This is a genomic window from Falsiroseomonas oryzae (genome assembly GCF_027856955.1).
Taxonomy (GTDB): domain Bacteria; phylum Pseudomonadota; class Alphaproteobacteria; order Acetobacterales; family Acetobacteraceae; genus Falsiroseomonas; species Falsiroseomonas oryzae.
In genome coordinates this window covers 1-11,800 of record NZ_JAPSMD010000152.1, presented here as the reverse complement: position 1 = coordinate 11,800, position 11,800 = coordinate 1, and the positions used below count along the sequence as shown (strand labels likewise).

The 11,800-nt window shown below is 73.2% G+C and carries 11 protein-coding genes; 7 read left to right on the top strand and 4 right to left on the bottom strand.

The genetic code is table 11. From position 1 onward, the window contains the following. Nucleotides 1-1,057: Wzz/FepE/Etk N-terminal domain-containing protein (locus OZN99_RS15640; RefSeq protein ID WP_270936185.1), on the bottom strand; the 1,057-nt coding region annotated here is incomplete at its 3' end. Nucleotides 1,058-1,300: 243 nt separating this feature from the next. Here OZN99_RS15640 and OZN99_RS15635 point away from each other — a divergent pair. The 4 genes from OZN99_RS15635 to OZN99_RS15620 all read left to right on the top strand — a co-directional run bounded on the left by OZN99_RS15635 (nucleotide 1,301) and on the right by OZN99_RS15620 (nucleotide 4,616). Further along, the gene (locus OZN99_RS15635) at nucleotides 1,301-1,864 is read left to right on the top strand and encodes a polysaccharide biosynthesis/export family protein (protein ID WP_270936184.1); all 564 of its coding nucleotides are present in this window, start codon (nucleotides 1,301-1,303) and stop codon (nucleotides 1,862-1,864) included. Nucleotides 1,865-1,920: 56 nt separating this feature from the next. Further along, nucleotides 1,921-2,790 carry a penicillin-insensitive murein endopeptidase gene (gene mepA, locus OZN99_RS15630; RefSeq protein ID WP_270936183.1) on the top strand — a complete coding sequence of 290 codons (870 nt, stop codon included), beginning with the start codon at nucleotides 1,921-1,923 and terminating at the stop codon, nucleotides 2,788-2,790. 133 nt (nucleotides 2,791-2,923) lie between these two features. Beyond that, nucleotides 2,924-3,730 (top strand): ABC transporter ATP-binding protein, encoded by an 807-nt coding sequence (locus tag OZN99_RS15625; protein WP_270936181.1) that lies wholly within the window; start codon nucleotides 2,924-2,926, stop codon nucleotides 3,728-3,730. Beyond that, nucleotides 3,723-4,616: an ABC transporter permease gene (locus OZN99_RS15620; RefSeq protein WP_333779743.1), complete on the top strand. Its 894-nt coding sequence runs from the start codon at nucleotides 3,723-3,725 to the stop codon at nucleotides 4,614-4,616. Before OZN99_RS15625 ends, OZN99_RS15620 begins: the two co-directional genes overlap by 8 nt. Nucleotides 4,617-4,649: 33 nt before the next feature. On the opposite strand, the gene OZN99_RS15615 is transcribed toward OZN99_RS15620, so the two are convergent. From OZN99_RS15615 to OZN99_RS15605, 3 genes are read right to left on the bottom strand one after another with little or no spacing between them, the layout of a single operon-like run. After that, nucleotides 4,650-6,224 (bottom strand): hypothetical protein, encoded by a 1,575-nt coding sequence (locus OZN99_RS15615; RefSeq protein WP_270936180.1) that lies wholly within the window; start codon nucleotides 6,222-6,224, stop codon nucleotides 4,650-4,652. Beyond that, complete coding sequence (locus OZN99_RS15610; RefSeq protein ID WP_270936179.1) at nucleotides 6,221-7,807, bottom strand: ArnT family glycosyltransferase; 1,587 nt, start codon at nucleotides 7,805-7,807, stop codon at nucleotides 6,221-6,223. Before OZN99_RS15610 ends, OZN99_RS15615 begins: the two co-directional genes overlap by 4 nt. 49 nt (nucleotides 7,808-7,856) lie before the next feature. Next, nucleotides 7,857-9,014: a YncE family protein gene (locus OZN99_RS15605; protein WP_270936178.1), complete on the bottom strand. Its 1,158-nt coding sequence runs from the start codon at nucleotides 9,012-9,014 to the stop codon at nucleotides 7,857-7,859. A gap of 102 nt (nucleotides 9,015-9,116) precedes the next feature. Here OZN99_RS15605 and OZN99_RS15600 point away from each other — a divergent pair, with 102 nt between their 5' ends. The 3 genes from OZN99_RS15600 (at nucleotide 9,117) to OZN99_RS15590 (ending at nucleotide 11,730) form a co-directional block, all read left to right on the top strand. Continuing rightward, nucleotides 9,117-9,998: a 2-dehydro-3-deoxygalactonokinase gene (locus OZN99_RS15600; RefSeq protein WP_270936177.1), complete on the top strand. Its 882-nt coding sequence runs from the start codon at nucleotides 9,117-9,119 to the stop codon at nucleotides 9,996-9,998. After that, the gene (locus tag OZN99_RS15595; protein WP_270936176.1) at nucleotides 9,989-10,609 is read left to right on the top strand and encodes a 2-dehydro-3-deoxy-6-phosphogalactonate aldolase; all 621 of its coding nucleotides are present in this window, start codon (nucleotides 9,989-9,991) and stop codon (nucleotides 10,607-10,609) included. Before OZN99_RS15600 ends, OZN99_RS15595 begins: the two co-directional genes overlap by 10 nt. Before the next feature lie 71 nt (nucleotides 10,610-10,680). Beyond that, nucleotides 10,681-11,730, top strand: coding sequence for a TRAP transporter substrate-binding protein (locus OZN99_RS15590; RefSeq protein WP_270936175.1), 1,050 nt, complete (start codon nucleotides 10,681-10,683; stop codon nucleotides 11,728-11,730). Nucleotides 11,731-11,800 lie beyond the last annotated feature (70 nt).

The window sequence follows — 11,800 nt, the reverse complement described above, 5'->3', positions numbered from 1 at the left end:
GCCCGCTGCCGAGCGTCGCGGACAGCCGGTCCAGTTCGCGCCGCGCCTCGTCGCGCGCGGTGCGTTGCGCCACCAGGTTGGCCGAGGCCAGCGCCGTCATGTCGGCCCCGCCGCCCCCGCCGCCCCTTGCCGCGCCCAGCCGCGCCTCGGCCCCGGCCAGCTGGTTGCGCGCCTCGACCAGGTCCTGGGTGATGCGGCTGATCTGCTCGGTCTGCAGTCCGGCATTCACGCCGCGCGTCAGCCCGGACTGGGACCGCAGCTCCGCGATCTGCGCCTCGTTGCGGGTGACCTCCTGGCGCAGGTTGGCGATCCGGCCGTCCAGCCAGTCATTGGCGCGGCGCACGGCGTCGAACTTCGCGTCCAGCTGGTCGGCGATGTAGAGTTCTGCGGCCAGGTTGGCGCCGGCGGCGGCCAGCTGCGGATCCTCGGTGGTGAAGCGGATCTGCAGCACCCGGCTGTTGCGCACGACCTGGATGTCGAGCTTGGCGAGCAGCGCCTCGGCCGCCTGGATCTCTGCCAGTTCGCCGGGCGGCCGCTCGGCCACCGGCTCCGGGGCGAGCATCTCGGCAAGTTCCGGCGAGACCCGGGCGGCCAGATCCGCGGCCCGCGTGCGGAGGGCGAACACCGGCCCGTCGGCGCGCTCGCGATCCTGCAGCCACCAGGCGAATTCGGGGCGCTCCGTCAGGCCGAACCGCGCGACGATGCGACGCGCGACGGAGAGCGAGCGGACGATCTCGACCTGGGAGGCGAGCACCGCATCGGTGGTGCTTTCGTCACGCAGGATGCTCTGCAGCTCGCGCGCCGCATACTCGGTGGGCTCGAACATCACCGTGGTCACCGCGGTGTAGCGCGGCGTCATGTTCTTCGCGGCGACCAGCGCGATGATCGGGAAGGCCAGCAGGCAGGCGATCAGCACGCCGCGCCGGCGACGCAGCGCGCCGAGCAGCGCGGTCAGGTTGAGGCCTTCCGGCTCGATCACCGGGGCCGGCGGCACGCTGCGCGCGGCCGGTCGGCGCTCGGCGGGCGCACGGGTCTCGGCGACGGTACGGTCGAGCATCGTGGTGGAACTCCCCCCGGGCGCGCCGGTTCTCCGCCTGCGATCGGCAGGGCGGAGCCCCGCCCGACGGCAACGGGATCGGGACGCCCGGCGTTCAACCATTCCGGTGGGCGCCGGTTCCGCGCCGGCCCAAACAACGGCGTGATGAGCCGGCTTCGCAAGGAAACGCGACGCCCCGGTCTGCGTCGCCTCTGGCACGAACGTGGAAGCCGTTCGCCAACGTCGGAGAGAGGACCGCTCCAGATGCAGACCCGTCGGATCGCGATGCTGCTGCCCTTCGTCGCGCTTGCCGCGTGCACCACGCCGGGCGCCGATCTGCCCCCCCTGCCGGAAGGGGAGCGCGCATCCTACCGCCTCGGCCCGGAGGACCAGGTACGCGTCACCGTGTTCAACGACCCGCGCCTGACCGGAGAATTCCGCATCACCGACGCCGGACAGCTGGCCCTGCCGTTGGTCGGTTCGGTGCAGGCCGCGGGCCGCACCACCACCGAGGTCGAGCGCGCGGTGGAGCAGGTGATGCGGCAGCGGAACCTGTTCCGCGACCCGTCGGTGGCCATCCAGGTCATCGAGTACCGGCCGGTCTTCGTCCTTGGCCAGGTGGAGCGCGGCGGGCAGTTCCCCTACCAGCCCGGCATGACCGCGCTGTCTGCCGTGGCGGTGGCGGGCGGCTTCAACTACCGGGCGCTGCGCGACTATGTCTCGGTCACCCGCGTCGGCGACGACGGTAGGCCGCGCGAGTTCCGCGCCGCCCGCCAGTCGCTCCTGCTGCCGGGGGACGTGGTCACGGTGTACGAGCGCCGCTTCTGAGGCGCCGATCCCGCGCGGCCGCTGGCCTTCGGGCGGCGGTCGCGTAGTCTGCCGGCGTGCTCCGCCCTGCCCCGTGGCGACTCGCCACCGCCCTTGCCGCCCTGGTCGCCCTGCCCGCCGCCGCCGTGGAGGCGCCGCTGGCGCGCGCGAGCGACTGGGCGGCGCTGTCCCGGCCCAGCCAGGGCCCCGCGCGGGCAATCGGCGGGACGGGGCTCGGCTGCCTTGCCGGCGGCGTCGCGCTGCCGGCGGAGGGACCGGGCTGGCAGGCGGTGCGCGTCTCGCGCAACCGGCATTGGGGCCATCCGGCCGCGATCGCGCTCGTGGAGCACGTGTCCGGCCGGGCGCGGGCGGCCGGGTTCCCCGACCTCTGGATCGGCGACATCGCGCAGCCGCGCGGCGGGCCGATGCCCTGGGGCCATGCCAGCCATCAGACCGGACTGGACGTGGACATCTGGCTGGACCTGCGCCCGAAGCCGCGGGTTCCGGCGGCGCAGCGCGAGGACCTCACGATCCCCTCCCTGGTCCTGCCCGACGAATCGGGCGTGGACCCGGCCCGCTGGACACCGCGCCATGCCCAGCTGATCCGCATCGCGACCGAGGCACCGGGCGTGGACCGGGTGCTGGTCAACCACGCGATCAAGCGCCGGCTCTGCGCCGACCACCGGGGCGAGGCCTGGCTGCGCCGGGTGCGGCCGTGGCGCGGGCACGACAGCCACATGCACATCCGCCTGCGCTGCCCCGAGGACAGCCCGGAGTGCCGCGACATCGCCCCGCCGCCGCCGGGCGATGGCTGCGATGCGAGCCTGGACTGGTGGCTGACGCCGGACGCCCGGCGCCGGCCGGTCCCGGGACCGCCGGGTCCGCCGCCCCGGCTGCCGCTGGCCTGCGCGGCGGTGCTGCGCGCGCCCGACTTGCCGACCAGATAGGCAAACCGCCCAGGAATCGGGCGCGACCTTTGCCCTGCTGCGCGGCGGCGCGGCCCGACGCCCTGGCGCGCGTCTTGCGTAGCCGCCCCCCCGTGACGCACATCTGCGCGCGTCCAGCCGGTCAGGGGGCAAGATGGAGCGGCCTTTCGTCGAGATCAGTGAGGTCGCCATGCGCTATGGCGGCGTGGAGGGAACGCTCGCGCTGCAGGGGACCAGCATGAACATCGCCAAGGGCGAGTTCGTCGCGGTCGTCGGCCCGTCCGGCTGTGGCAAGTCCACGCTGATGCGCCTGGTCACGGGGCTGTGGCCCGCCACCGCCGGCCATGTGGTGGTCGCGGGCACGGAGGTCGCAGGGCCGCTCTCCATCGCGGGGATGGCCTTCCAGAATCCCACCCTGCTGCCCTGGCGCAACATCCTGGACAACGTGATGCTGCCGCTCGAGGTGGTGGAGCCGCATCGGCGGCAATTGCGTGCGAAGCGTGCCGAATACGAGAAGCAGGCCAAGGACCTGCTGGCGCTGGTCGGCCTCGCCGGCTTCGAGGCGAAGTTCCCCTGGCAGCTCTCGGGCGGCATGCAGCAGCGCGCCAGCCTCTGCCGCGCGCTGATCCACGAGCCCGCCCTGCTGATGCTGGACGAGCCTTTCGCCGCGCTCGACATCTTCACGCGCGAGGATCTCTGGTCGGTGCTGCAGGATGTCTGGATGGTGCGCCGCCCGACCGTGATCCTGGTCACGCACGACCTGCGCGAGGCCGCCTTCCTCGCCGACCGCGTGCTGGTCATGTCCTCCCGCCCGGGCCGCATCATCGCGGAGCGCAAGGTGCACTTCCCCCGCCCGCGCACGCTCGAGACCACCTACGCCCCCGAATTCGTCTCGCTCGTGCACGACCTGCGCGAGTACATCAGCGCCGCCCGCAAGGGAGAGGAGGTCGCGCATGCCTGACGATACCGGAGCGATCCGCCCGGCCGCGGTGGCGAACGCCGCGGGCATGTCGCCCGAGGCGCTGAAGCGCCTGGAGGAGATGGCCGCGGCCGCGCGCCGGCGCCGCCGGCTGCAGGCCTGGCTGCCCTGGCTGGTCATCGTCGGCATGTTCGTGGTGTGGGAAGCGGCCGTCGCCGCCTTCTCCATCCCGCAATTCGTGCTGCCAGCGCCGACCGACATCGCGGCGAGCATGGTCAAGTGGTGGAAGCCGCTGCTGGACAATTCCTGGCAGACGCTGATGACGACGCTGATCGGCTTCGGCTTCGCCATCGTCTTCGGACTGCTGCTCGGCATCGCGATCGGCAGCTCGACCCTGCTGTATCACGGGCTCTACCCGCTGCTGATCGGCTTCAACTCCATCCCGAAGGTCGCGGTGGTGCCGATCCTGGTGATCTGGTTCGGCATCGGCACGGTGCCGGCGGTGATCACCGCGTTCCTGATCAGCTTCTTCCCCATCGTGGTGAACGTGGCGACCGGCATCGCGACGGTGGAGCCGGAGCTGCGCGACGTGCTGCGCGCGCTGGGCGCGCGGCACACCGACATCATCCGCAAGGTCGGCCTGCCGCGGGCGATGCCCTATTTCTTCGCCTCGCTGAAGATCTCGATCACCGTCGCCTTCGTGGGCTCGATCATCGCGGAGACAGTCGCGGCCAACAAGGGAATCGGCCATCTGATGATCCTGGCCTCCTCGCGCTTCGACGTGCCGCTGGTCTTCGCCGGGCTGATGGTGACGGCGATCATGGGTGTCGCGATGTATGTCGCCGCGGTCAGCATCGAGAATCGCACCACGGGCTGGGCGACGCGCGGCCAGAACGACCAGCAGCAGGTCAAGTTCGGCGGCGCCTGACGTGCCGGGGGCGGCGGTGCGCCGCCGCCCTCCTCAACCGCCCCGCCGCACAGGGCAGACTTCCAGCGGACCGCCGATGCTGGTCTGCAGCCGGCCGCACCCCGCGAAATCCGTCACCAAGCCGTGCCGCGCCAGGCTGGCCGTGACGTGCGGGCGGCCGCGCTCCGTCGGCGTCCACAGCACGAAGAGCGGGCCGGCATGCGTCGCGATGCGGCGCGCGATCTCGTCGTCGAAGCCGGTCACCAGGCGTCCCGCCGGATCGTCATGCGCGATGATGCGCAGGAACGGCAGGTCCGGCGGGAAGAAGGGAATGGTGAAGGCGTTGGCCCGCCAGCCCGGATGCCAGCCCGGCACCACCACCAGCCCGCCCGTCAGGTCCATCCCCACCGGCGGCACCGCCGAGACGAAGGGGCGCCAATGGCTGCCGCCCCAGGCGATCCTGTCGCGGAAGCTCAGCTGGACCGGCATCGCGAGGATCAGCAGGGCGACCACAGCGATGCGGCGCGCCCGCTCCGCCAGCGGCAGGAAGCCGACCGCGACCACCACCAGCAGCGGCGCCAGGATCTCCACGGGGATGATGTAGCGGTAGATCGAGAAGAGCCGCAGCCAGACCACGTAGGTCACCGCGGCCACGACCAGCAGGAACAGGCCGAGGCGCGGATCGGCCAGCGCCGGGCGTCGCCGGCTCGTCAGCGCGAAGGCCAGGCCGACCGGCACCATGACATAGGCGAGGATCAGCTTCGGGTCGCGCGTCGCGCCGTCGATGCGCCAGGGCGTCAGCGTGAAGAAGACCGGGAAGGCCAGCGTATCGAGGAGACCGCGCGGCATGGCGCCCATCGCCCGGTTGTTGCCGATCGGCGCCAGCGGCGAACGGAAGATGTCGTTGAAATAGGGGAAGAGCGGATTTCCCGTGGTCTGCCAGAGATGCCACAGCCAGAAGCCGGACAGCGCCAGCACGCCGAGCCCGAGCCCGGCGCCGAAGGCGAAGCTCGTCGCCAGGCGGCGCCCGCGCGCCAGCAGCAGCAGCGCCACCGGCACGGACGCTGCGAAGGGCGCCACGGTCTGCTTCAGCCCCGGGCCCGCCCCGGCGATCGTGCCGGCCAGCAGCAGCAGGGGCAGGCTGCGCGCCAGCGGTCCCTCGAACACCAGCGTGGCGTTGCGCGCAATCAGCCACAGCCCGGCGAAGACGGGCAGCGCCACCGTCACGTCGTAGTAGGTGGTGCCGACGACATAGAGCGAACCGCCGCCCAGCATGCCGATCAGCGCCGGCACCAGTGCCGGGACGCCGGCCTCGCGCCCGAGCACACGCACGCCGATCCGCCAGGCCAGCAGGCCGACGAGCCCATGCACGGCGCCCAGCAGGAAGGCCACCACGACGCCCGGAAGGACCTGGTTGCCCCAATAGAAAGGCAGGTCGAGCAGCGGGTTGAAGAAGACGTGGAAATCGGCCGCCAGCAGGTCGTGGCCGTGCCGGCCATGCAGCCAGGCATGCGGGTTGTAGTAGTGGTAGTGCAGCAGGTCCCAGTTGTCGTCCTTGCCGAGCAGGATGCCGACCAGCCCGAAGCCGATCGGGAACAGCGCGGCGATCCAGCGCTCCGTCCGGCTCACCGCAGCCTCCAGGCGGCAACGGCCGTGCTGCGCAGCGGCATGCGCAGCGCGCCGGGCTGCTGGGCCAGCGCCTGGTCTGCCGCGCCGCCCGGCCGAACGAGCACGACGCCGGTGCCGAGTTCCGCAAAGCGGCCCGGCGGCGGCAGCGCGGCCTCGGTGCCCTGGAAGGGGCGGTCGAGCAGGAAGGCCGCGAAGATCGCGGCGAAGCCGAGTTCCTCGACCGAGGCGATGCCGCCGGGCACCCCGGCCTCCTGCACCCTGGCCGCCACCTCCCGCGCCGCGACCAGCGCGGGGTTGGGCCGGCCGAGCAGCGCGATGGCGATGTCATGGCGCAGCGGAAACAGGAAGGCTCCCGCGACCAGCAGCGCCGCCGCGGCCCGGCGCAGCTTCGCCCAGCGCCCCCCGCCCGCCGCCGCCAGCGTGCAGGCAAGCCCCGCCGCCGCGGCCACCAGGAAGGCATAGGCCGGGACGAGGTAGCGCGTCTCCGGCGCGGAGACGACCGGCAGGTAGATGCCGGCCACCATCCCCACCGGCGCGATCGCCGCCTGCCAGGGGCGCAGGCCCGTTCCCACGGCGAGCATCCCGAGCACCAGGGCGGCCAGGCCGAGGCCAATTGCATCGAAGCCGCGCAGCCCGCCGATGGTGCCGTCCAGGTTGGAGCGTACGAGTTGCAGCGCATGCCGCGCGGAGGCCGCATCGGCCACCGGCGACCAGGTCACGTACGCCGCCGGGTCCGGCTCCTCCCAGGCGGTGACGCGGCCGGGCGGTGGTGCATGGAAGGTGGCGAAGGCGGGATGGCCCAGGAAGACCTGGCCGGGAACCGGAGTATAGGCCGGCCCTGCGATCGCCAGGTTGATCGTGCCCGTCGTGCCCATGGTCGGCTTGCCGTAGTGCACGGACAGCACGGTGATCCAGGGCGCCGCGACCGCCAGCATGGCGGCCACGCCCAGGACCACCCTGGCGAGCGCCACGCGCCACGGCACGCCGCCGGTCAGGTGCCAGGCGCCGCACATCACGGCGAAGCCGAGCCCTAGCGGCAGCGCCACCCCCTTGGCGTAGTAGGCGAGCCCGAACAGCGCACCGCCGAGCACGGCGCGCGACAGCCCGAGCCCGGACCGGCCGCCGAGCGCAACCGCCACCCCGGACATCAGCAGCGCCGCCAGCAGCAGGTCCGGCGTCATGATGTGGACCGACCAGGCCAGCGCGAAGCCGAGCAGGCAGACGGCCCCCGCCACGCGTGCCTCCGCCGGCAGGGCCAGCGCGCGCAGCAGCGCCATGCCGCCGGCCAGGAACAGCAGGCCGGAGACCGCCATCACCGCGCGCCCCGCCGCCAGCGCGTCCCCCGTCATCGGCAGCAGCAGCGCGGCGAGCCAGGGGAACAGCGGTCCCCAGTAGCCGCTGATCGCCAGCCCCCAGTCGCCGCGGTACCAGTGCCGCGCCAGCGCCAGGTAGCCCACCGCATCCGGGTTGAAGCGGTCCGGGTTGGCCAGCGCGGCGAGTGCCAGCAGCGGCACGGCGGCCACCAGGATGATCCAGCCGGCGGCGCCGCGTCGCGCGCCGGCGTCTCTCTCGATGAGGGTCAAACCTGCGTCCCCGTCCCGCGCTCCCTGCGGCGCCGCGGCGGACGCAGCCTCAGCGATCCGCCGTCCGCAGCGCCGCGCTGCCGCCCGGCACCGTAATCGCAGGCGCTGATTCCCGCAGCGCACCGTCGGGCGCGACGGCGAAGACCTGGATGTTCCGCTCCACCATGTTGCCGACGAGCAACGTGCGGCCGTCGCGACTGAAGGCGGCGCCCTGCGACCAGGTGCCGACCCGCGCCTCCCCGGCGGGCACGAAGCGCATCTCCTCGACGCGGTAGGTGCGCACCAGGCCCGGCCCGTGGAAGGGGGAATTGGCCGGCTTGTTGGACCCGTTCATCACGGTGACGGCGACGGTGCGCCCATCCGGGCTCGCCTTGATCCCCTCCGGCGTCTGGCCGACGGTGATGGTGTGGACCACGCGCCAGGTCGCGACCTCGCCGGTCAGGTCGATCAGGCTGATGGTGTCCGCATCGCCGTTGCCGCGCCCGATATTGGCCACTGCCGCCCAGCGCCCGTGCGGCGCGATGGCCACCCCATAGGGACGCAGCCCCGCCGAGATCGTGCGGTCCAGCCGGCGCACCGTCTCGCCCTCGATCGCCAGGACGGAGATCATGAAGTCGCCGTCGCGCGTGACCAGGGCGTGCCGGCCGTCCGGCGTGAAGGCGACATGCGAGACGCCGGCATTCGCCGGCCCGATCTCCACCGTGCCGACCGCTTCCAGCCTGGCGTCGCGGATGCGGAAGACGCTGACCGTCCCGGCCTCGCGGTTCGCCACCAGCGCCAGCGTCCCGGCGCGGTTGACGGAGAGTCCCGCGGGCCCGCGCCCGGCCTCCACCGTCTGCACCACCCCCGGCGGCGTCGCGCGCAGGTCCACCACGGAGACGCGCGTGTCCGGCACCGTGCGCGACGGGTTGGCGGGATCGAGCCGCTGGTTCGAGGTGACGATCGCCAGGCGCTCGTCCGGCGTCACCGCGACGGAGGTCGGCGGTCCGACCACCGAGGCCGGCGCCTCCACATGTCCCACCAGACGCGGCGGCGTCGTGCCGAGGTCGAGGATGCTGATGGTGTCGGGCCGCGGCTCCGGTGCGATCCGCGTCGCGCCGTTCACCAGCACCGCCTTGGCGTCGTTCGCCGAGACCGCGATCTGCGCCGAAGCGGGCATGGCGGATGCCAGCAGCGCCGCCCCCGCGAGCCAACCGAACCTGTTCATGGCGTTTCCTCTTGGACAAGGCGGGCACTCTCCGTCCTCACGGCGCGGCGAGCAAGGCCGCGGATGCTTGCGCCACAGCGCCGCCGGGCCCATCCCTGCGACATGATCGGCGTCGATTGGGGCACCACCAGCCTGCGCGCCTACCGGCTGGGGCCGGGCGGCACCGTGACGGACCGGCTGGACCGGCCCGGTGGCATCCTGACCGTGCCGGCGGGCGGCTTCCCGGCGGCGCTGCGCGACGCCGTCGGCCCCTGGCTCGCCGCCGGCGAGACGCGCGTGCTGCTCTGCGGCATGGTCGGCAGCCGCCAGGGCTGGGTGGAAGCGCCCTACCTGCGCTGCCCCGCCGGCCCCGCCGAGATCGCCGGGGCCACCGTGCCGGTACCCTTCGACGGGGCGGAGGTGCGCCTCGTGCCCGGCCTGACCACCGAGGACCGGGACGGCATCCCCGACGTCATGCGCGGCGAGGAGACCAAGCTGGTCGCGCTGGCGACCACGCTCGACGACGCGCTCGCCTGCCTCCCCGGCACGCACAGCAAATGGGCACGGCTGGAAGCCGACCGCGTGGTCGGCTTCACCACGCACATGACCGGCGAGGCCTTCGCCGCGCTGTCGCAGCACACCATCCTGGCGCGCACCAGCACGGAGGGGCCGCACCTGGCGGAGCCCTTCGCGCGCGGGGTCGCGCGGGCGCGCCAGTCCGGCGGCCTGCTGCACCACCTGTTCGGCGCGCGGACCCTGCATCTGATGGGCCGGTTGGAGCAGGCGGAGACGCGGAGCTTCCTCTCCGGCCTGCTGATCGGCCACGAGGTCGCGGCCGCGCTCGCCGAGACGCCGGTCACCCAGGTGGAGCTGGTCGGCGCCGTCGGGCTGGCGGCGCTGTATGCGGAAGCGCTCCGGCTGTCCGGCGTCGCGGTGCGCAGCCACGACCCCGACCTCGTGGCGGCCGGCCTGCACCACATCGGACGGAGCCTTGGATGGACGTGAAGGCGTGGCTCGCCCGCTGCCCGCTGGTCGCCATCCTGCGCGGCGTGCGGCCGGATGAGGTCGAGGCGATCGGCGACGCTCTGGTCGCCGCGGGCATCGCGATCATCGAGGTGCCGCTGAACTCGCCGGAGCCGCTCGACAGCATCCGCCGCCTGGCGGCGCGCTGCGGCGACCGCGCGCTGGTCGGCGCGGGAACGGTGCTCGATCCCGCCGATTGCGCGCGGATCGCGGCGGCGGGCGGTCGCCTGGTGGTCACGCCGCATGCGGATGCTGAGGTGGTGCGCGCCGCCAAGGCGGCCGGCATGCTCTCGGTGCCCGGTTTCTTCACCCCCGGCGAGGCCTTCGCGCTGCTGAACGCCGGCGCCGACGCGCTGAAGCTGTTCCCGGCCGAGGCCGCTTCGCCAGCCGTTCTCAAGGCGCTGCTGGCCGTGCTGCCGAAGGGCACCGCCGTGCTGCCGGTCGGCGGGATCGAGGCCGGCAACATGGCGGCCTGGCGCGCCGCCGGCGCGGCCGGCTTCGGCATCGGAAGCGCGATCTACCGGCCCGGCGACACGCCGGCGACGGTCGCGGAGAAGGCGCGGACCCTGTTGGCGGCCGCCCCCGCGGCTTGAACAACCGGCCGGTCGCATCTATTCCGGAAAGAGAGGCACGGGTCAGCGTGCCCAGGGAGGCTCGAGACGCCATGATCGCCCGTCGTTCGCTGCTGCTGGCCGGCGCCGCCGGCCTTGCCGCGCCCGCCCTCGTGCGGCCCGCCTCGGCGCAGGACGTCACGCTGCGCCTGCACCATTTCCTGCCGGCGGTCTCCAACGTGCACCGGCACTTCCTGCAGCCCTGGGCGCAGAAGATCCAGGCCGAGAGCCAGGGGAGGCTGCGCATCCAGATCTTCCCCTCGATGCAGCTCGGCGGCGCGCCGCCCCAGCTGTTCGACCAGGCGCGCGACGGCGTGGCCGACATCATCTGGACCCTGCCCGGCAACACGCCGGGCCGCTTCCCGCGCATCGAGGTCTTCGAGCTGCCCTTCGTCGCCAACCGCCTGGCGCTGCCGAATGCACGTGCCTGCTGGGCCTACTACCAGCAGCACCTGCGCGACGAGTTCCGCGAGGTCCACCCGATCACCGTCTGGGCGCATGACGGCGGCGTGGTGCACGCCAACAAGGAGGTCCGCACGCTTGAGGACATGCGCGGCCTGAAGCTGCGCTTCCCGACGCGCCAGGCCGGCGAGGCGCTGCGTGCGCTGGGCGCTGCGCCGATCGGCATGCCGGTGCCGCAGGTGCCAGAGGCCATCAGCCAGCGCGTCATCGACGGCGCGGTGGTGCCGTGGGAGGTCGTGCCCTCGATCCGCCTGCAGGAGCTGGTGCGCCACCACACCGAAATCCCAGGCAACCCGACCTTCTACTCCACCACCTTCATCCTGGCGATGAACCCGGCGAGGTATGCGTCGCTGCCGGCCGAGCTGAAGCAGGTGCTGGACGCCAATTCCGGCCTGGTCGCCGCCGAGATGGCGGCTCGCGTCTGGGATGAGCAGGGCCCGGTGGTACGCCAGATGGTCGAGCGCCGGCGCGACAACCAGATCATCTCGATCACCGAGGCGGAGAAGCAGCGCTGGATCGCCGCATGCCGCCCGGTGGTGGATGCCTGGATCGCCGCCATGCGCGAGCGCAACATCGACGGTGCTGCGCTGCTGGCCGACGCGCAGCGCCTGATCGCGCAGAACGCCGGGGCCGCAGGCTGAGCGACGCCCCGCCCGCGGCGGCGCAGGGCCCGGTCGCGGCGCCGCAGGGCCCGATCGCCGCGCTGGCGCG